The organism is uncultured Sneathiella sp. (genome assembly GCF_963973085.1).
GTDB lineage: Bacteria > Pseudomonadota > Alphaproteobacteria > Sneathiellales > Sneathiellaceae > Sneathiella.
On the sequence record NZ_CAXAXA010000001.1, the window covers coordinates 434,834 to 454,612 of the forward strand.

General features: G+C 58.9%; 21 protein-coding genes and 1 other RNA gene. 14 read left to right on the forward strand and 8 right to left on the reverse strand.

What is annotated here, in order from left to right:
• Nucleotides 1-33 precede the first annotated feature (33 nt).
• The 5 genes from AACZ19_RS02030 to AACZ19_RS02050 all read right to left on the reverse strand — a co-directional run bounded on the left by AACZ19_RS02030 (nt 34) and on the right by AACZ19_RS02050 (nt 2,202).
• On the reverse strand, nt 34-852 hold the full coding sequence (locus AACZ19_RS02030; RefSeq protein WP_339630646.1) for a TIGR00282 family metallophosphoesterase: 819 nt from the start codon (nt 850-852) through the stop codon (nt 34-36).
• A complete protein-coding gene (locus tag AACZ19_RS02035) occupies nt 849-1,421 on the reverse strand; it encodes a 5-formyltetrahydrofolate cyclo-ligase (protein WP_339630648.1) in 573 nt (190 codons plus the stop codon). The genes AACZ19_RS02030 and AACZ19_RS02035 overlap by 4 nt, the downstream gene beginning before the upstream one ends.
• Nucleotides 1,422-1,459: 38 nt before the next feature.
• A non-coding RNA gene (gene ssrS, locus AACZ19_RS02040) (6S RNA) lies at nt 1,460-1,618 on the reverse strand.
• A gap of 9 nt (nt 1,619-1,627) precedes the next feature.
• A complete protein-coding gene (locus AACZ19_RS02045) occupies nt 1,628-1,939 on the reverse strand; it encodes a cell division protein ZapA (protein ID WP_339630650.1) in 312 nt (103 codons plus the stop codon).
• 2 nt (nt 1,940-1,941) lie between these two features.
• Nucleotides 1,942-2,202 carry a hypothetical protein gene (locus AACZ19_RS02050; protein WP_339630652.1) on the reverse strand — a complete coding sequence of 87 codons (261 nt, stop codon included), beginning with the start codon at nt 2,200-2,202 and terminating at the stop codon, nt 1,942-1,944.
• A 401-nt stretch (nt 2,203-2,603) separates the two neighbouring features.
• Between AACZ19_RS02050 and tkt the strand changes: the two genes are divergently transcribed.
• The 8 genes from tkt to AACZ19_RS02090 all read left to right on the forward strand — a co-directional run bounded on the left by tkt (nt 2,604) and on the right by AACZ19_RS02090 (nt 11,168).
• On the forward strand, nt 2,604-4,607 hold the full coding sequence (gene tkt, locus AACZ19_RS02055; RefSeq protein ID WP_339631407.1) for a transketolase: 2,004 nt from the start codon (nt 2,604-2,606) through the stop codon (nt 4,605-4,607).
• A 55-nt stretch (nt 4,608-4,662) separates the two neighbouring features.
• Nucleotides 4,663-5,670 carry a type I glyceraldehyde-3-phosphate dehydrogenase gene (gene gap / locus AACZ19_RS02060; protein ID WP_339630654.1) on the forward strand — a complete coding sequence of 336 codons (1,008 nt, stop codon included), beginning with the start codon at nt 4,663-4,665 and terminating at the stop codon, nt 5,668-5,670.
• Nucleotides 5,671-5,705: 35 nt separating this feature from the next.
• Nucleotides 5,706-6,899: a phosphoglycerate kinase gene (locus AACZ19_RS02065; RefSeq protein ID WP_339630656.1), complete on the forward strand. Its 1,194-nt coding sequence runs from the start codon at nt 5,706-5,708 to the stop codon at nt 6,897-6,899.
• A gap of 28 nt (nt 6,900-6,927) precedes the next feature.
• Nucleotides 6,928-7,938 (forward strand): class I fructose-bisphosphate aldolase, encoded by a 1,011-nt coding sequence (locus AACZ19_RS02070; RefSeq protein WP_339630658.1) that lies wholly within the window; start codon nt 6,928-6,930, stop codon nt 7,936-7,938.
• Nucleotides 7,939-7,945: 7 nt separating this feature from the next.
• Nucleotides 7,946-8,605 (forward strand): thiamine phosphate synthase, encoded by a 660-nt coding sequence (gene thiE / locus AACZ19_RS02075; protein WP_339630660.1) that lies wholly within the window; start codon nt 7,946-7,948, stop codon nt 8,603-8,605.
• A gap of 42 nt (nt 8,606-8,647) precedes the next feature.
• The gene (gene efp, locus AACZ19_RS02080; protein ID WP_339630662.1) at nt 8,648-9,211 is read left to right on the forward strand and encodes an elongation factor P; all 564 of its coding nucleotides are present in this window, start codon (nt 8,648-8,650) and stop codon (nt 9,209-9,211) included.
• A 47-nt stretch (nt 9,212-9,258) separates the two neighbouring features.
• Nucleotides 9,259-10,062 carry an inositol monophosphatase family protein gene (locus tag AACZ19_RS02085; protein WP_339630664.1) on the forward strand — a complete coding sequence of 268 codons (804 nt, stop codon included), beginning with the start codon at nt 9,259-9,261 and terminating at the stop codon, nt 10,060-10,062.
• 89 nt (nt 10,063-10,151) lie between these two features.
• The gene (locus tag AACZ19_RS02090; RefSeq protein WP_339630665.1) at nt 10,152-11,168 is read left to right on the forward strand and encodes an NADPH:quinone oxidoreductase family protein; all 1,017 of its coding nucleotides are present in this window, start codon (nt 10,152-10,154) and stop codon (nt 11,166-11,168) included.
• Between the two features lie 10 nt (nt 11,169-11,178).
• Here AACZ19_RS02090 and AACZ19_RS02095 read toward each other — a convergent pair whose 3' ends face one another.
• Entirely contained in the window at nt 11,179-11,514 is a 336-nt protein-coding gene (locus tag AACZ19_RS02095; RefSeq protein ID WP_339630666.1) for a heavy metal-binding domain-containing protein, read from the reverse strand.
• Nucleotides 11,511-11,723 (reverse strand): hypothetical protein, encoded by a 213-nt coding sequence (locus AACZ19_RS02100; RefSeq protein WP_339630667.1) that lies wholly within the window; start codon nt 11,721-11,723, stop codon nt 11,511-11,513. The genes AACZ19_RS02095 and AACZ19_RS02100 overlap by 4 nt, the downstream gene beginning before the upstream one ends.
• 247 nt (nt 11,724-11,970) lie before the next feature.
• On the opposite strand from AACZ19_RS02100, the gene AACZ19_RS02105 reads away from it, so the two are divergent.
• The 5 genes from AACZ19_RS02105 to AACZ19_RS02125 are packed head-to-tail and all read left to right on the forward strand — an operon-like array spanning nt 11,971 to nt 17,586.
• Nucleotides 11,971-12,975 (forward strand): OmpA family protein, encoded by a 1,005-nt coding sequence (locus AACZ19_RS02105; RefSeq protein ID WP_339630669.1) that lies wholly within the window; start codon nt 11,971-11,973, stop codon nt 12,973-12,975.
• Nucleotides 12,976-12,977: 2 nt separating this feature from the next.
• Nucleotides 12,978-14,177 (forward strand): hypothetical protein, encoded by a 1,200-nt coding sequence (locus AACZ19_RS02110; protein WP_339630671.1) that lies wholly within the window; start codon nt 12,978-12,980, stop codon nt 14,175-14,177.
• A 32-nt stretch (nt 14,178-14,209) separates the two neighbouring features.
• A complete protein-coding gene (locus AACZ19_RS02115) occupies nt 14,210-15,592 on the forward strand; it encodes a peptidoglycan -binding protein (protein ID WP_339630673.1) in 1,383 nt (460 codons plus the stop codon).
• A complete protein-coding gene (locus AACZ19_RS02120) occupies nt 15,593-16,528 on the forward strand; it encodes a glycosyltransferase family 9 protein (protein ID WP_339630675.1) in 936 nt (311 codons plus the stop codon).
• Nucleotides 16,525-17,586, forward strand: a complete 1,062-nt coding sequence (locus AACZ19_RS02125) for a glycosyltransferase (RefSeq protein ID WP_339630677.1) — start codon at nt 16,525-16,527, stop codon at nt 17,584-17,586. The genes AACZ19_RS02120 and AACZ19_RS02125 overlap by 4 nt, the downstream gene beginning before the upstream one ends.
• Here the strand turns inward: AACZ19_RS02125 and AACZ19_RS02130 are convergent.
• Nucleotides 17,575-19,383, reverse strand: coding sequence for an ABC transporter transmembrane domain-containing protein (locus tag AACZ19_RS02130; RefSeq protein ID WP_339630679.1), 1,809 nt, complete (start codon nt 19,381-19,383; stop codon nt 17,575-17,577). The genes AACZ19_RS02125 and AACZ19_RS02130 overlap by 12 nt on opposite strands.
• 164 nt (nt 19,384-19,547) lie before the next feature.
• On the opposite strand from AACZ19_RS02130, the gene rpmE reads away from it, so the two are divergent.
• The gene (gene rpmE, locus AACZ19_RS02135) at nt 19,548-19,775 is read left to right on the forward strand and encodes a 50S ribosomal protein L31 (protein ID WP_293962009.1); all 228 of its coding nucleotides are present in this window, start codon (nt 19,548-19,550) and stop codon (nt 19,773-19,775) included.
• The last annotated feature ends 4 nt before the right edge of the window (nt 19,776-19,779 follow it).

Sequence of the window (19,779 nt, forward strand, 5' to 3'; positions counted from 1 at the left end):
AGAGGCACGTCCTTTTTACACCGCGCCTTTTAGTTAGTCGATTGCGGGCCATTGCTCGATCAGGCGGCCACCCACCCGGAGCGGTGAAATATATTTCGCAAGGCCGGTTTTGTCATCCGTTTCCACAAAAATACCGCAGGCCGTTCCCGGTCCCAAGGCCGGCGTAAAGCGTCCGGCGGGAATTTTCCGCGTAAAGCGACGCAGCGGCTCATCCTTGTCCATGCCGATCACCGAATTATAATCGCCGCACATCCCGGCATCCGTCTGGTAGGCCGTGCCGCCCGGAAAAATCTGCGCATCCGCCGTCGGGATATGAGTGTGACTACCCACCACCATGGAGACGCGGCCGTCGCAATAATGGCCCATGGTCATTTTCTCTGAGGTAATCTCGCCATGGATATCGACAAGGATCGCGTCATATTTCCTGCCCAACGGATTTCCGGCAAGTAATTTATCCACTGCCGCAAACGGATCATCGAGCGGATCCATGAACAGCCGCCCCATCACCTGCATGACCAGAATGCTCTTGCCGCGCCGGGTCTTGAAGGCGCTGGCTCCGCGGCCGGGGGTATCCTTGGGGTAGTTGAGCGGGCGCAGCATCCGCGCGTCCTTCTCCAGATACGGCATGATCTCCTTCTGGTCGAAGCTGTGATTGCCAAGGACAATGCAATCCGCCCCGGCGTCATAAAATTCATTGGCGATTTTCTCGGTGATGCCGAAGCCGCCCGCCGCATTCTCGCCATTGACAACAACAAAGTCCGTTGACAGCCGCTTTCGGATCTCCGGTAGTTTCTCGATAAGAACCTCCCGGCCCGACCGGCCCACCACATCCCCGAAATACAGGATTTTCAAACTATTTTCCTAACATACTGCTCCGTCACAACCCAATCGAGCCGATGGTCATAGCGGTCAGTGACAACTTCCGCCACCTCCTGCGCCGCATAGGCATAGCCGACCGCCACGCAATCCCCCTCCCGTTTCAGCTTCTCAAGGGTGCGGTCATAAAAACCGCCGCCATAGCCCAGTCTATAGCCCGCGGCGTCAAAGGCAAGCATCGGCGTGATCACCAGCGTCGGTGTGACATAGGGTGCGGACTTTGCCGGAACAAGCACCTTGAAGGTACCGGATTCCAGCACCGTGTCCGGCTCCCATTTCCGAAAGGCGAGCGGATGATCCTTTTTCTCGACGACGGGAAGCGCGCAGGTCACGCCCCGCTCATGCAGCGCATGGAGAAGCGACCGTGTATCAAGCTCAGTGCCAAGCGGCCAGTAAAGCGAAATTATTTCCCCCGCCAACGCGGTGAATTCACCAAGGAAAACCGCCGCTGCCGCATCGCTTGCGCCGTCTGCCGCCATTGCCGCGCGGGCGGTGAAGGCTGCATCGCGCTGGGTCTGTTTCTGCTGGGAAAGGGATAAGGTCACGAACGGATTTTCATCAATCGTCGGAAATAAACAAAGAATGCTGCACCAACATAGCCGTCGACGCGTGGAAATCTCTGTGGCCTGACAAGTCAGGTGGGCGCCGGTATGATAGGACCACGGTCCAGTCAGGGATCAGCTCCCAGGATTTCGTTATTGGCCCCAGGATGTCATTCGTCTAACGCACAAGCCAGTGCAGCACTGCTCATTTAAGCACTTTCTAGCTTTTGTGCAATAGCCTCAATTTTCTCGGCCCAATCGTCCTGGGATACGCTCTTGCTGCCCTCTTCCGCTTCCTCGCGAAGTTTCTCGATGGTCTCATAGGCCTGCGACAGGTCATCGGCGATCAGCAGGGACGCCATCATCAGGAGCTGCCCCTCGCTCGCGTTGCCGATCGATTCTGTCAGGTCCTGCACCTTTTTATCGACGAATTCCGCCAGATATTCCAGATGCTGCTCCTCCCCGTCACCGCAGACGATGGGATAGGAACGTCCGTTTACCTTGACTGTGAGTGATCCCATTTCTAATGCTCCAATATCATGCTGAGCTGGTCAATGGATTGATCTAGGCGGCCGGACACGGCCTGCGTCTTGCGTTTCAGGGCCTCATATTTCCCCCGCAAAGCCTCCAACTCGTTCTTCAGCGCCGCATTTTCCGCCGCCAGATCGGAGCCGACGGCCGTTTCCGCCGTGCTATTCCGGGCCTGGATGGCGTCTGCGGCGGCCTTTTCCAGCCGGGCAATTGCGGCATCAATTCTCGATTCGCTGTTCTGCTCGTTCCCCATCAGTCTATTCCACACTGTTTATGGTCAGTTACCGGAAATCCCTCACCTTTGACAATACGATCATGCCGTAACGCTCGTCAACCTAATTGGTTGCCTCACTTTTTCCGCAATTCCCGCCGTTTCCGTGAACTAAGCGGTTGACGTGGTGCGGATTGGGCGGCATCTTCCCCTCGATTCCGTAATGAATGCCTTTTGACCGGCAATTCCGGAGACCGCGACGCCTGCCCGGCTGGGGCGGCTCTACTACCGGAATGACATGGCAACTGGAGACATTGTAAAACCACCCGAAGACGGGCACCAGTAATCTGAAAGCACATCCCGTGTGATCGTCCCGCACCTTGCCGGATATGGCACCGCTGACGATAGGAACGGATTCTCTGGTGGATGGAGATGCGCCAAGTATGAATGAAATCGGGCTTAAGTCGTCAACGAACTCAAGCGAACATAACGATATGGCGAACGCCATTCGCGCCCTCTCGATGGATGCGGTTCAGGCCGCCAATTCGGGCCACCCGGGCATGCCCATGGGAATGGCCGATGTGGCCACGGTCCTGTTCTCCAAATTTATGAAGTTCGATCCGGCCAAGCCGGACTGGGCCGATCGCGACCGCTTCGTGCTGTCTGCCGGTCATGGATCGATGCTGCTGTACTCGCTGCTGTATCTCACCGGATATAAAGACATGACACTGGAGGAGATCAAGAATTTCCGCCAGCTCGGCGCCAAGACCGCCGGTCATCCGGAATTCGGTCATGCGGACGGGATCGAGACGACGACCGGTCCGCTCGGCCAGGGACTGGCCATGGCTGTCGGCATGGCGCTTGCGGAAAAGATGCAGGCGGCGCGCTTCAAGGACATCGTTGATCACCACACCTATGTGATCGCGGGCGACGGCTGCCTGATGGAGGGGATCAGTCATGAAGCCATCTCCTTCGCCGGTCATCTCGGCCTTGGCAAGCTGATCGTGCTGTGGGACGACAACTCCATCAGCATTGACGGTGCCACCGAGCTTTCCGTTTCCGATGATCAGGAAAAACGCTTTGAGGCTGCTGGCTGGGACGTGCATGCGGTCGACGGTCATGACGCCGAGGCAATTGAGGCGGCCATTAACGCCGCCAAAAAAAGCAGCAAGCCGTCGATGATTGCCTGCCGCACCACCATCGGGTTCGGTGCCCCCAACAAGCAGGGCACCTCCGGCGCCCATGGCGCGCCGCTGGGAGATGATGAGATCGCCCTCGCCCGGACCGAGCTTGGCTGGCCCCACGCGCCTTTTGAAATCCCGAACACGATCCTGGATAAATGGCGCTGCGTCGGCACCAAGGGTGCCCGCCTGTCCGCCGACTGGGAAAAGAGCTTCAAGGCGCAGCCCGAAGACGTGCAGGCAACCTTCAACACCGCACTCGCCGGGAACCTGCCGCCGGAGCTTGAGGATGCGATTATCGATTACAAGCGCCGCCTTAGCGAAGAGGCGCCCGGCTGGGCGACCCGCAAATCCAGTCAAGAGGCGCTCAAGGTCATCAACGAAAAGGTCACTTGCACAATCGGCGGTTCCGCCGACCTGACCGGATCCAACCTTACCCTGACGTCGCAGATGGAACCGATCACGGCTGAAGATTTCTCCGGTCGCTACATTTATTACGGCGTGCGGGAATTCGGCATGGCGGCCATCATGAACGGCATGGCGCTGCATCGGGGCTTTATCCCTTATGGCGGCACGTTCATGGTGTTCACAGATTACGCCCGACCGGCGATCCGCCTCTCCGCCCTGATGGAACAGCGGGTGATCTATGTGATGACCCATGATTCCATTGGTCTTGGCGAAGATGGCCCGACCCATCAGCCGGTGGAGCATCTTGCGGCCCTCCGGGCGATGCCGAACCTTACTGTCTTCCGCCCGGCGGACGCGGTGGAAACAGCGGAATGCTGGCTGCTGGCGCTGCAGGCAGCCGAGACCCCGTCGATCCTGTCGCTCAGCCGACAGGGCCTTGAACTGGTCCGGAAAACCCATACAGCCGAAAACATGTGCGCCCGGGGCGCCTATGAGCTTGCCGGGTCGAACCTGGAGACGAAAGTCAGCCTGTTCGCCACCGGTTCTGAAGTATCCATCGCCCTGGCAGCACAGAAAATGCTGGAATCCGAAAGCATCGGAACCCGAGTCGTATCGGTTCCGGCCTGGGAATTGTTTGAAAAGCAGGACGACACTTACAAAAAAGAAACACTTTGTCCCGATACTGTCCGCATTGCCATCGAGGCGGGCTGTGACATGGGCTGGGAAAAATTCACCGGCCCGGATGGCGGCTTTATTGGCATCAACAGTTTCGGTGCGTCCGCCCCTGCGGACAAACTCTATGAACATTTTGGCATTACCGCCGAGGCGATCGTCGCCGCGGCAAAAGACAGGCTTTAATTTGGATGATAACGGCCGGCGGTCACGGGACCCCGGAAATCAGGAGTAGAAGAAAATGACTGTTCGTGTAGCAATTAACGGATTTGGACGGATTGGGCGGAATATCCTGCGGGCGATATATGAATCGGGCCGGACGGATATCGAGGTGGTCGGCATCAACGACCTGGGCTCGGTCGAGGCCAACGCCCATCTTCTGAAATATGATAGTGTGCATGGCCGCTATCCCGGCACGGTGACGGTTGACGGCGATACCATTGATCTCGGACGCGGACCGATTAAGGTCACGGCGGAGCGCAACCCGGCCGACCTCCCTTGGGGCGACCTCAATGTCGATATCGCCTTTGAATGCACGGGTATCTTCACCAAGCGCGATGCCGCTGCGAAACATCTCGAAGCGGGCGCGAAGAAGGTTCTCATCTCTGCCCCCGGCACCGATGTTGACCTGACGGTCGTATACGGCGTCAATCATGACAAGCTGACGAAGGACCATACGGTCGTATCCAACGCGTCCTGCACCACCAACTGCCTGGCCCCGGTCGCGCAGGTCCTGAATGACTCTGTCGGCCTCGTTCATGGCTTCATGACGACTATACATGCCTTTACTGGCGATCAGCCGGTGCTTGACACCCTGCATTCCGACCTGCGTCGCGCCCGCGCAGCCGGTATGTCCATGATCCCGACATCAACAGGTGCCGCCAAGGCCGTGGGTCTGGTTCTGCCGGAACTGGTCGGCAAGCTCGACGGGACGTCGGTCCGGGTGCCGACACCGAATGTCTCGATGATCGACCTTACCTTCGTGGCCGGTCGTTCGACCACCAAGGAAGAGATCAATGACGCGATCACCAAAGCTGCCAACGGTCGCCTGAAAGGTGTTCTTGACGCCAACAGCGATCCGGTTGTGTCCATCGACTTCAACCACAGCCCGGCGTCCTCCACCTTCGACCTGACCCAGACCCAGGTGATCGACGGAACCTTCGTGCGGGTTCTGAGTTGGTATGACAACGAGTGGGGCTTCTCCAACCGCATGAGCGACACGGCTATCGCCATGGCGAACGCGAAGTAAGAAGCAAGAAGAAGTAACGGACGGAGACGAGACGTATGGTCGATTTCAAGACCCTTGATGATCTGGATGCCAGTGGCAAGACCGTTCTGGTGCGGGTCGATCTGAACGTGCCGGTGGAAAATGGCAAGATTGCCGATTTCACCCGCATTGACCGGATCCGGCCCACCCTGGACGAACTTGCCGACAAGGGGGCGATCGTCCTGCTGCTCAGCCATTTCGGCCGGCCCAAAGGCAAGGCCGTGCCGGAAATGTCTCTCCGTCCGATTGCTGAGGGGCTGTCGGATCACATCGGTAAGCCCGTCACCTTTATCGAAGACTGCATCGGGGAGCCTGTGAAAAAGGCGCTCAAAGATGCCAAGGCGGGCGATATACTGCTCGCCGAGAATGTCCGCTATCACGCGGGCGAAGAAAAGAATGACGCGGATTTTGCCAAAACCCTTGCCGCTGCGGGCGATGTTTACGTGAATGACGCCTTCTCCTGCTCCCACCGGGCCCATGCCTCGACCGAGGCGATTGCCCATCTCCTCCCTGCCTATGCGGGACGGAACATGGAAGCAGAGCTGACGGCGCTGACCAAGGCGCTGGAAAAGCCGGAACGGCCCGTGATGGCGGTTGTCGGCGGCGCAAAAATCTCCAGCAAGCTCGACCTTCTGTTCAACCTGATCGAAAAGGTCGATATTCTGGTGATTGGCGGCGGCATGGCCAACACCTTCCTGAATGCGCAAGGCATCAATGTCGGCGCCTCGCTTTGCGAGCATGATCTTGCCGTTACGGCAACCGAAATCCTGGAAAAAGCGGAGAAAGTCGGCTGCGAAGTTCTCCTGCCGACCGATGTCGTGCTGGCGAAGGAATTCAAGGCGGGCGCGGAAAGCCGCGCGGGAAAACTCGACGGCGTCGAGGAAGACGAAATGATCCTCGATATCGGGCCGGATTCTGTCACGCTGTTGAAGGCGCGGCTCGGGATGGTCAAGACGCTGATCTGGAACGGCCCTTTCGGGGCCTTCGAGATCGAACCTTTCGACGAGGGCACGGTTGCCGTCGCGAAAGAAGCCGAGAAACTGACAAAATCGGGCGAGCTGATTTCTGTTGCCGGTGGCGGCGACACGGTCTCGGCGCTGGCGAAAGCCGGTGTCACCGACGGATTTACCTATATCTCAACGGCTGGTGGAGCCTTCCTTGAATGGATGGAAGGCAAGACATTGCCGGGTGTCGCCGCACTTGCCCGCTAATCGGGCCAAACTACGGGAGACGATGAAAATGGATGACTTGGACCTTGAAGATGTTGCAAAGGCGCTGGTCGCCCCGAGCAAGGGCATTCTTGCCGCCGATGAAAGTACTGGCACGATCAAGAAGCGTCTGGACACCATCAACACCCCGAGTACCGAAGACACCCGCCGCGACTATCGCGAACTGCTGCTCTCAAGCGAGGGCGCAGGCGATTATATCAGCGGCGTCATCCTCTATGACGAAACCATCCGCCAGATGGCAAAAAACGGCACGCCGCTGACCGAACTGATCAAGGCGCAGGGCATCATCCCCGGCATCAAGGTCGATATGGGCGCGAAACCCCTCGCCTTCTCGGAAGGGGAACTGGTAACGGAAGGGCTCGATGGCCTGCGGGACCGCCTCGCGGAATATCACAAGCTCGGCGCCCGCTTCGCCAAATGGCGCGCGGTTATCTCCATCGGCGAAGCCTCCCCCAGCCAGTATTGCATCGACACCAACGCCCATGCCCTCGCCCGCTACGCCGCGCTCTGTCAGGAAGCCAACATCGTGCCGATTGTCGAGCCCGAAGTGCTGATGGATGGCGATCACAATATCGATGAATGCTACGCGGTCACGGAAACGACGCTGAAAACCGTCTTTGACGAGCTCTATAAACAGCGTGTCGTGCTGGAGCAGATGCTGCTGAAACCCAACATGGTTGTCTCTGGCACGCATTGTCCCGAGCAGGCCGGCGTGGAAGAAGTCGCCACCAAGACCCTGTATTGCTTCGAGCAGACGGTGCCCGCTGCGGTGCCCGGCATTGTCTTCCTCTCCGGCGGACAGAGCGAGCAGCAGGCTACGGAACATCTCAATGCCATGAACCAGATGGGCACCTATCCATGGGAAATCAGCTATTCCTTCGGTCGCGCGTTGCAGGCCTCCGCACTCAGCACCTGGCAGGGCAAGCCGGAAAATATAGAGGCGGCGCAGAAAGCCTTCCTTCACCGCGCGAAACTCACCAGCGCTGCTCGCGACGGTGAATATAACGCGGATATGGAATAGACATAACATGGGGACAACGCCTGAAGAAGAACGGGAGCGTCCCCGTCTCTACCTGATATCACCCGCCGTCATCGACCTTGATGGTTTCGAGGCCGCTTTTCGTGACGCGATCTCTGGCGGCGATATCGCCTGTTTCCAGCTGCGCCTGAAAGACCGTCCGAAAGAAGAAATCATCGCCGCGACCCGGCGCCTGTTCCCGATTGCCGAGGCAGCGAACGTCGCCTTTCTGCTCAATGATGATGTCCGGCTTGCGCGGGAACTGCAGGTGGACGGCGTGCATGTCGGCGCCGAGGATATGCCCTACAAACAGGCCCGCGAGCTTCTGGGTCCCGACGCGATTATCGGTGTCACCTGCAAGAATTCCCGCCACCTCGCGATCGAGGCCGGTGAGATGGGTGCGGATTACGTGGCCTTCGGGGCCTTCTTCCCCTCCTCCACCAAGGCCAATACAACCAAGGCCGATCTGGAAATTCTGGAATGGTGGGCCAGCACGACGACGGTCCCGTCCGTCGCCATCGGTGGCATTACGGTAAAGAATGCGGAAGGGATCCTGCGAAGCGGCGCGGATTTCCTCGCGGTCGGTAACGGGGTCTGGGGCTACAGCGACGGTCCGAAAGAGGCCGTTGCCGCCTTTAATCGCGTGATTGATAAGGTCATGACAACCTGATAGGTTCCGGCGAGATTTTTTTGACAGAAGCGAAGATGAACCATGAAAATTAACGGAAATGCCATTCGGCCCGGCAACGTCGTCGAACATAAGGGTGGCCTCTGGGTCGCCGTCAAGATCCAGCATACGCAGCCGGGCAAGGGCGGCGCCTATCTTCAGGTTGAGCTTAAGAACCTGCGCGACGGAAGCAAGCTGAACGAACGCTTCCGTTCGTCTGAATCGGTTGAGAAAGTCCGTCTTGAGCAGAAACCGCACCAGTTCCTCTATGAGGATGGGGAACTGCTCACCTTCATGGACACCAGCAATTATGAGCAGGTCTCGCTAGCAAAAGATATGGTTGGCGAGCGCGCCGCCTTTCTGCAGGACGGCATGGATGTGGAAATCGAGTTTCACGAGGAGAGCCCGCTGACTGTGATCCTGCCCGAGCAAGTCGTGCTGGAAATTACCGACACCGAACCGACCGTCAAGGGCCAGACGGCCGCCTCCTCCTATAAACCGGCGATCCTGGAAAACGGGATACGGGTCATGGTGCCGCCTTTCTGCGGCAGCGGCGAGAAAATCGTTGTCAACACGGAAACATCCGAGTATCTCAAGCGGGCGGACTAGAACCCGTCTGAATCCCCGTTTCCTGATCGAGAGAAAAGCAGCACACCATGGCGCGAAAATCTGCCGACATCAATGCAATGGAACTGTCCGCCCGCAAGGCGGCGCGCAAGCTCCTGCGCGATTTCAATGAGGTTGAGCATTTGCAGGTCTCCCGCAAGGGACCGGCGGATTTCGTCACCCAGGCCGATCTCACCTGCGAGGCAACGCTGCGCGAGGAACTTTCCCGCCTCCGTCCCGAATACGGCTTCATCACCGAGGAAGGTGAGAATATACCGTCGAAGGATGGGGAACATTACTGGGTCATCGACCCCCTCGATGGAACAACAAACTTTCTTCACGGCCTGCCGCATTTCGCCATTTCCATTGCCATCAAGACGGGCAAGGAGATCACCGCGGGTCTCGTGCTCGACCCGGTCAAGGACGAAATGTTCTGGGCCGAAAAAGGGGGCGGAGCTTTCGTCAATACCCGCCGCTTGCGCGTTTCCAGCCGGACCCGTATGGCCGACAGCATCTTCGCCACCGGCATCCCCTTCATGGGCAAAAAGGATCATGGCAAGTTCCTGAAGGAGCTTGAACGGTTCATGGAAATCTCGGCTGGGGTACGACGTTACGGTGCGGCCTCGCTTGATCTTTGTTATGTTGCTGCCGCCCGTTATGACGGCTATTGGGAACGCGATCTGGAAGAATGGGATATCGCGGCGGGCATTATCATTGCGCGCGAAGCGGGCGCCCTCGTCTCCCAGATCGACGGCGGTGAGAAGATGCTTGAAAAAGGCGATATCCTCGCCAGCAATCCCGGCGTCAACAGCGGCATGATGGAAATTTTCCGCGAGCTTCGCCTCGGGCGATAGATGATTTAAATCAAAGGCTTGTAATTAGTGTTTGCTAGGCTATTCTAAGGCCGGATCAATAAATAATAACAAGTCAGGATCAACGTGACATGCGTGCAATCGTCGTCCATGAATTCGGCAACTACAAGGATGTAGCCAAACTCGAAACCCTTCCCGTTCCGGAACCCGGCCCCGGTGAAGTCGTCGTTCGCAACAAGGCGGCGGGGGTCAGCTTCGCAGCCTCCCTCAACATTGCCGGAAAATACCAGCGCAAGGCACCGCTGCCCTACATCCCCTCGACCGAGTCAGCCGGTATCGTTCATGCGGTGGGTGAGAATGTAACCCGGGTTGCCGTCGGCGATCATGTCATGTGCAGTGTCAATCATGGCGGCGCCGCCGGTTTTTGCAAGATTGAGGATGTCGCCTGCTTCAAGATACCAAAAGATATGGATTTCGCCGTCGGCTCGGCGGTTGTCACTTCCTACAACACCTCTTATGGCGCGCTCGTGCGCCGGGCCAAACTGCAACGCGGAGAGACGTTGCTGGTTCATGGCGCGGCCGGAGCCGTCGGTATGGCAGCGGTCGAGATCGGCAAAGCGCTGGGGGCAACCGTCATTGCCGTCGCCGGCGGGGAAACACATTGCGAAACGGCACGCCGTCACGGGGCCGACTATGTCATCGATCACCGGCAGGAAGACTTTCGCGAGCGGGTGATGAAATTCACCGACGGGCGCGGCGTCGATGTCGTTTATGACAGCATCGGCGGCGATGTGACGATCCAGTCCATCCGCTCCCTCGCCTGGGAAGGACGGCTGCTGACCATCGGTTATGCCTGCGGCACAATACCGGATATCGCGGCCAACAGGTTGCTGCTCAAGAATGCCTCGGCAATGGGGTTCAACCTTGGGCATTTCTTCGGCTGGTCGCCGGGCGGCAACAGGCGGCAGCATATCGATGCCCTCGATGAGATGGCGGCCGGTGTCCTTGACCTCTACTCAAAGGGCCAGATCAAGCCCGAGATCGGCGCCCGCTTTCCGCTTCCTCAGTTCGTCGATGCGCTGGACGCGGTCATCAACCGCAAGGTGGACGGCAAATGCGTTATCGAAATGAGTGAGGAAGACTACTAGGGTCCCGACCCTAGCTTTTCGGCTTCAACCGGACGGCGGTGCCGAAGGCGAGAATCTCGGCGGAGCCCGCCATCACCATCGAGGTGGTGAAGCGCATCCCGACAATCGCATCCGCGCCCTTCAGCCGGGCGTCCGAGATCATACGGTCCGTCGCCTGCTCACGCGCCTCCGCCATCAGCTTGGTATATTCCGAAACTTCCCCGCCGACCAGATTGCGAAGGGCGGCGATGATATCCGTGCCGATATGCTTGGCGCGGATGACATTCCCCCGCACAAGACCGATTACTTCGGCAATCTCGTGGCCGTTAATCTCGTCCGTGGTGGTAATAAGCATGTCCGATCTCATTTATCGACATTCTCCTCGTAATATTTGTCTTCGGCGTTCGTCTTGTGCTGCCAAAGCACCCGGAACAGCAGAAAGCCGAGCGCGCCCAGCACGATCAGAAGGACGAGGCCGAACGGAAAGGGCGCCATCGCCCCTGCGAATAGCAGGAACAATAGATAGATCCCACCGCCAAAGATCACCAGCAACAGGGCTATTGTATCAAGCTTCATCGTTACCACCCTCCTTCAGCCGGGACATGATTGCCGCCCGCTTTCAGCTTATGGAAATAGAACAATATCGCCAAATACTTTCATAAAACTAAACGATTGTCGCCGTGCGCCCGCTAAGTTATTGTGCTATGCAATCGCCTGTCTGCCCAAAAGTTGACATTTTCCGGGATCAGGTTCGGGAAAACGGGCAACCGCGCATGTATGATGGAAACACTATGGTAATGCAGTCAAGTAAGGGAGGAGGCCAATGAAAAAATCACCGGCAATGGCCTTTCCCCTGTCCCTGTTCGCCTCGCTTGTGCTAGCCCTTCCGCTAACGGGCATGACCATCACTCTCGCCCATGCCGAAACCGGCACAGCTGCACGCCCATTGGTTGAGGTTAATTTAAAGGCGCTGCAGACGGCAGGATCGGAGACGCGCACGCCGACCCGGATCATCGACGGGGAGACGGTTATCACCCTGACGCCGCCAAAGCCGCGTTCGAAAAATTCCCCGACAGCGCCTGAAAGAATCGTCATTCCGAAGGTCAAGCCCTCCCTCACCCTTCCGCAGACCGAGGTTGCCGAAGCACCACCCGTTCCGGTACCGCCGATCAATCCGGCAAAGCTTCCGGATGCGACCGAGGAAGCAAAATTCGAGGATGTCTCCACCCCTGTGGTCAAGATGGACACCGCGCCGATCCCGACACCCGAGATTGTCGAGGAGATGAAAACGGAAGCCGCGGAAGAAGCTGCGGAAAAAGTGACGAAAAGCGCCGAAGCGCCGCCGGTCTCCGCCGAGACAGTGACGGAATCCACGGCTGAAGCAACATCGGAAGCTACCGCCGAGACGGAACCCGCCGTCCAGTCAGAGGAAGAGGCGGCAAAGGAAATACAGCTGGCTGCGATTACTCCTGACGCCGGACCGCCCGCAAGCAAGGCCCTTGCCGATGCGACGAAGCCAAAAGACAACCTCACCCGCATCCTGTTTGCGGAGGGGGAAATGAAACTCCCGGACGCAGCGCAGGACAGCCTGCAATCCATTGCCGATCAGGTGATGACGGGGGATCGGCAGAATGTCCAGCTTCTCGCCTATGGCAGCGGCGATAACGTCAGCGCCGCGCGGCGGCTCTCCCTCAGCCGGGCACTGGCAGTGCGCTCGGAACTGATGACCCTTGGCGTGGACAACAAGCAAATTGAAGTCCGGGCCCTTGGCGAGCCGGAAGGCGATGGCCCGGCGGATCGCGTTGACCTCCTTTTGATTACACGGTGACCATGACAACATATTCCCATGTCGAAACCCATAACCTGGCGGGCACCCCCAATATCAAGAAACCGCGCCGCTACCTGATCCGTATGGCGATCTTTATCGGCATCGCGCTTGCCATTACCGCCTTTCTCTACCCGCAGATACAGACCGCCTTTTTCGCCAATCCGCTGTTGAACGGCCTGATTATCTTTGTCTTGCTGTTCGGTATTGCCTTTATCTTCCGTCAGGTGTTCGTTCTGTCGGGGGAAATCAATTGGACACATAGTTTGCGCCGGCTGGAATCGACTCAGCCGACCGCCCGGCCGCCTCGCCTGCTGGCGCCGCTGGCGACCATCATCCATGACAGCAAGGGGCCCGTCCGGCTTTCTGCGATGACCATGAATACCCTGCTCGACAGTATCGCCGCGCGGCTTGACGAAGGGCGGGACATCTCCCGCTACCTGATCAATGTGCTGGTCTTTCTTGGCCTGCTCGGGACCTTCTGGGGCCTGCTGGAAACGGTCGATTCCGTTGGGGGTGCCATCTCGACGCTGAATGTCGGGGGCGGCGGGGATTTCGCCCGCATTTTCGATGAACTCAAGCTCGGCCTTGAAAAACCTCTGTCGGGCATGGCCGTGGCCTTTTCCTCCTCCCTCTTCGGTCTGTCGGGCTCCCTCATCCTCGGCTTTCTGGATATGCAGGCGGGACAGGCGCAGAACCGCTTCTACACCGACCTGGAAGAATGGCTGACCTCCATCACCCGTTTCACCAGCTCAGGCTCCTCGATCGTCAGCGACGGCGACCAGAGCGTTCCGGCCTATGTTCATGCCCTGCTGGAGCAGACGGGCGAGAGCCTGAACAACCTGCAACGCACCCTCGCCCGGAATGAGGACAAACGCGGATCGGCGGAAAATTCCCTGATCAACCTGAGTGAGCGTCTCGCCGCACTGACCGACCAGATGCGGACCGAACAGGAACTGATGGTCAAACTCGCCGAGAACCAGACGGAACTGAAACCGGTTCTGGAACGACTCGCGAAATCCGGGGAGACGGCAGGGCTTGATCAGGCAAGCCGCAACCACCTTCGCAACCTGGATGTGCACATGGTCCGCCTGCTGGAGGAAAGTGCCGATGGCCGCGACCATGTCGTTCAGGAAATCCGCAGCGATATCAAGCTGCTGACCCGCACCATCGCCGCAATCGCGGACGAAAGCCGTCGTGGGTAAGGTGATGCCCAGTGCCCGGAACGGAGTAAGTTATGGCTCGTAGACGCCGCGGACAACGCGCCCCATACGAGATTTGGCCCGGCTTTGTCGATGCGCTGACAACGCTGCTGCTGGTGATCATCTTCCTGCTTGTGGTGTTCGTGCTGGCTCAGTTCTTCCTGTCGCAGGCCCTCTCGGGACGCGATGCGGCGCTTGAAAAGTTGAACCAGCAGGTCAATGAACTCGCCGATCTCCTCGCGATCGAGCGGCGAACCAGCGCCAATCTGGAAAACCAGATCAGCCAGCTCACCATCGATATGACGCGGCTTGAGGAAGAACGCGATAACGTCATCATCCAGCTCGATACCCTTACCAGCCGCGCGCTCTCCGCGGAGGAAGATCGCGACCGGCTGACAATTCTGCTCCGGGAGGAAAAAGAGAAAACAACGGCGGTCGAAGAGAAGCTCAGCGCCAGCGAGGAAAAACTCGGCATCAGCGAGGACAGCCTGAAAGCCAGCCTTGCCGAGCTTGAAAGCCTGAGGCGCGATATCGCCACGCTGGAGGAAACCCGCAAAAACCTTGAAGAGGAAGTCGGCAAGCTCGCCGCGACCATCGAGGATAAAGACAGTGAAATCGGTAATCTCCGGGATCGCAGCAAGGAACTTGAGGCGCGCATCGCCGATGAGCAGGAGCGTACCAACCTCGCCCAGGAGGAGATCGAGGCGCGGGAAATCCGCCTTGCCGAGTTGCAGACTCTCTATCTGCAGACACAGGACAAGCTGGAGGAGGAGGAAGAGCTTTCGGCCGCCGCCCGCTCACAGGTCGCCGCGCTCAATACCCAGATCAATGCGCTTCGAAACGAGCTCGCCAAGCTGAACCAGCTTCTGGACGCGAGCGAGGCCAAGGATGCCGAGCAGGAGGCTCAGATCGCCGATCTCGGCAAACGCCTCAACCAGGCCCTGGCCGCGAAGGTGCAGGAATTGCAGCAATACCGCTCCGAGTTTTTCGGCAAGCTCCGCGAAGTGCTCCGGAACCGCCCCGGCATCAGCATTGTCGGCGACCGCTTCGTCTTCCAGTCGGAGGTCCTCTTCGATGCGGGCAGCGCGGAGCTTGGCCCGGAAGGAAAGCAGGACATGGCGAAATTCGCCGAAACCCTGCTTGAGATCGCGAAAGACATTCCCGACGATATAGACTGGATCCTGCGCGTCGACGGCCATACGGACAAACAGCCGATCAGCACGGCACGCTTCCCCTCGAACTGGGAGCTGTCAACCGCCCGCGCTGTCTCGGTCACGAAATTCCTGATCAGTCAGGGCGTGTCGCCGGATCGGCTCGCCGCGACCGGCTTTGGTGAATTCCAGCCCATTGATTCCCGCGATGATGAAATCGGATATCTCCGCAACCGGCGGATTGAGCTAAAACTGACGGAGCGATAAGTGGCGGGTACAGGACGGAACATTCTTGTCATCAAGCATGGCGCCATGGGCGATGTGATCCTCGCGCAGGGTCCGTTTCAGGCCATTCGCGATCATCATGGCGATGCGCGCATCGTCCTCCTGACCACACGCCCCTTCGCCGCCTTCCTTGAAAAGTCCGGGCTGTTCGATGAGGTCTGGATCGACGAGCGCCCGAAGCTGTGGCAATTGTCCAAGCTTATCCCGCTGATCCGCAAGCTGCGCCGGGGCCGTTTCGACCGGGTCTATGATTTGCAGACCTCGACCCGGACGAACAGTTATTTCCGGTTTTTTCCGCGCCGCAGAAAGCCTGAATGGTGCGGCATCGCCAAAGGCAGCTCCCATCTTCATGACAGCCCGATGCGCACCAAGATCCACACGATCGAACGGCATATCGACCAGTTGAAAGTCGCCGGGATCGAGACCGTGCCGCCCGTCGATTTTTCCTGGGCGATGACCGACATTTCGCGCTTCGATCTGCCAGATAAATATGCGCTGCTAGTACCAGGTGGATCGGCCCACCGGCCGGAGAAACGCTGGCCCGCGAAACGTTTCGCCGAGCTTGCGGCCATTCTTGCAGGCAAGGGCATCACGCCGGTGCTGGTCGGTGGCAAGGCGGAGGCCGAGGCGATCAAGACGATCCTTGACCACTGCCCGGAGACCATCGACCTCTCTTCCAAGACCGAGTTTGGCGATATCGCGACGCTCGGCGCCGGGGCTACGCTCGCGGTCGGGAATGATACCGGACCGCTGCATCTGATCTCTGCCGTCGGCTGCAAGACGGTTGTCCTGTTCTCGAAGGCGTCTGATCCGAACATGTCGCGCCCACGCGGGCAGGATGTAACAGTGCTGCGCGAGGATGACCTCGCCAATCTTCCGCTTTCCGCGGTGCTGGACAGTCTGGGGCTGGAAAAATGAGCATTGGGGCGGCGCGCACCGTTCTCTGGTGGGGCCGGTTCGATCCCGACTATTCCCGCAACCGCATTCTGCGTCAGGCGCTTGTCCGGCTCGGCTGGGAGTTGCAGGATTTCCGCCCGCGGATCAGTCGGCTTGGCCATCTGGAGGCGACTCTCAGGGGTGTCAAAAAGCCGGATCTTCTCTGGCTCCCCGCCTTTCGTCAGCGCGACATGGCGGCCGCCGCAACATGGGCGGCGCGGCATGGAATACCGATTATCTTCGATCCGATGATCTCTTCCTATGACAAGCAGGTGTTCGAGCGGCAGAAGTTCACGGAGCAGAGCGCCTCCGCCCGAAAACTCCTGAAGCAGGAGCAGGCAATCTTCGCCGCCGCTGACCTCGTCCTTGCCGATACGGAGGGACATGCCGCCTTCTTCCGGGAGACGCTAAATAGGCCCGCCGACAAAGTCCGGGTGGTCGCCCTCGGGGCGGAAGAAGGACTGTTTACCCCTGCGCCCATGGCTGAAAAGTCGCCGGACGCGCCGCTGGAGGTGCTATTCTTCGGCAGTTTCATCGGCTTGCAGGGACCGGAGATCATTATCGAGGCGGCGAAGCGCTGCCCGGCGCAAGTGCGCTGGACAATGCTCGGCGATGGCCCGTTGAAAGAGGCGTGCGAGGCTGCAGCGGCGGGTCATCCCGCGATCAAATTCGAGGGGTATCTCCCCTATGACCAACTCCCGGCCCGCATTCAACAGGCCGATATCCTGCTGGGTGTATTCGGGATAAGCGCCAAGGCGGAACGGGTCATCCCCAACAAAGTCTATCAGGCGCTGGCCTGTGGTCGCCCGGTCATCACCCGCCACTCGACCGCCTATCCGGGCGGCGAGACTACCGGCCTTCTGCAAATACCGGAGGGGGATCCAGAGGCCCTCGCGGCGACGGTGGCGGACCTTGCCAAAAACCGGCACAAACTAGCGGCGCGCGGACAGGCAGCAGAAAATTATTATGCGGAGAATTTCAGCATGGACACGATCCGTGCCCAGCTCGCGGACGCGCTAACAGAGGTCTTAGGCCGATAGGGCATCGCGCCCGGTATCGAACTGGAGCTTCGCCAGCTTGGCGTAGAGCCCACCTTCCTTCATCAGCTCCTCATGGGTGCCCTGGGTCACGATCCGGCCATGCTCCAGCACGATGATCCGGTCGGCATTCAGCACCGTCGCCAGCCGATGGGCGATCACCAGCGTCGTGCGGTTCTCCATCAGATGCTCAAGCGCAATCTGCACCATCCGCTCGCTCTCCGCATCAAGCGCGGAAGTCGCCTCGTCCAGCAGCAGGATATCCGGATCACGCAGGATGGCGCGGGCAATGGCAATGCGCTGTTTCTGCCCGCCGGACAGCTTGACTCCGCGCTCGCCGAATTCGGTGTGGAACCCTTCGGGCATGGCCTCGATGAATTCGGTGGCAACGGCGGCATCGGCGGCGGCACGCACTTCCGCATCGCTCGCCTCAGGCCTGCCATAGCGGATATTCTCCATGGCGGTATCGGCGAAGATCACCGCATCCTGCGGCACCAGCCCCATCAGGGCCCGCAGCCGTGTCGGATCGACATCGGCAATATTGACGCCATCGATGGTGATTTTGCCGGACTGCGGATCATAGAAACGCAGGAGAAGCTGGAACATGGTGGTCTTGCCGGCCCCGCTCGGCCCGACCAGCGCGATTGTCTCCCCCTTGGCGACTTCCAGGTCGATGCCGTTGAGTGCCGCCGTATCGGGGCGGGAGGGGTAATGAAAGCTGACCCTGTCGAATTTGATATTGCGCGTCACGCTGTCGCCGATGGGCAGCGGGTTTTCGGCAATGTTCACCGTCGGCACCTCGGCGAGAATTTCGAGAAGCCGCTCTGACGCACCAGCAGCGCGCTGCAAATCGCCCCAGACCTCGCTCAGCGATCCCATGGACCCGGCGACTATGACGGCATAGAAAACGAAGGAGGCGAGCGTGCCCGCCGACATGGAACCATCGACTACGGCGGTCGCTCCGCTCCAGAGCACGAAATCAATGGCGCCGAAAATCAGCAGGATTACCAGCGCGGTCAGCCAGGCCCGCGCCTGTATTCGCTTGACGGCAATGCGGAAGCTGACCTCGACTGCTTCGCCGAACTGGACGCGGTCATGGGCCTCATGTGTATAGGCTTGCGATGTCTGGATGGCGCGCAATGTCTCGTCGGCACGGGAACTGACGGCGGCGATGCTGTCCTGATTGGTGCGGCTGAGCTTGCGCACCATACGGCCGAAGATAATGATCGGCACCAGCACGAAGGGCACAACGATCAGCACCATCCCGGCAAGCGCTGGACTAGTATAGATGAGCAGCGCAAGCCCCCCCAGAAACAGCAGGAAATTGCGAAGCGCAACCGAGATAGAGGAGCCGATCACTGTCTGGATCAGGGTCGTATCGGTGGTCAGGCGCGAGAGCACCTCCCCCGTCCGGGTAATTTCGAAAAAAGCAGGGTTGAGGGTAAGAACATGATTGAAGACGGCTTTGCGAATATCGGAGATGACCCGCTCCCCGATCCAGGACACGAGGTAGTAGCGCCCGAATGTCGCGAAGGCGAGCACGGCGACAACACCCATCAGCCCGATGAAGTAGGGTTCCAGGCTGGCCGAGCCCGCCGAGAAGCCCTTGTCCAGCAGCAGCCGGATCGCCTGGCCGATCATCAGGGTCGCCCCGGCGGCGAAAATCAGCGCGATCAGCGCGCCCACCACCCGCCAGCGATAAGGCGCGACGAATCGCGACAATTGCCAAAGCCGCGTCACCACCTTTTTTGATTTTTCTGCCTGTTCCGCGGTGCGGTCTATCTCGCCTAAATCAGTCACGCGTTTCGTCCGATCGTGTCATATTCCGTGTTCTAGGGTGTAAAGGTCACGGCCAGGAATGCAAGAAAAAATGCCAAAAATCATATCTTTGCTTGCCATCGGCCCAAAGCTTTAATATAAGGCGCGCTGAGCAGATTTTAGCGTCCCCAAAAGGGTGAGCCGACATGAAAAAAGATATACATCCCGATTACCACACCATCACCGTCGAAATGACCGATGGTTCCACGTTCGAGACCCGTTCGACATACGGCAAGGAAGGGGACACCCTGAAGCTGGATATCGACGTGAAAACCCATCCGGCATGGACCGGTGGCGCGCAGCATATGCGTGATGACGGACGTGTTGCCAAGTTCAACAAGCGTTTCGCGAACTTCGGTATCAAGTCGAGCTAATCGA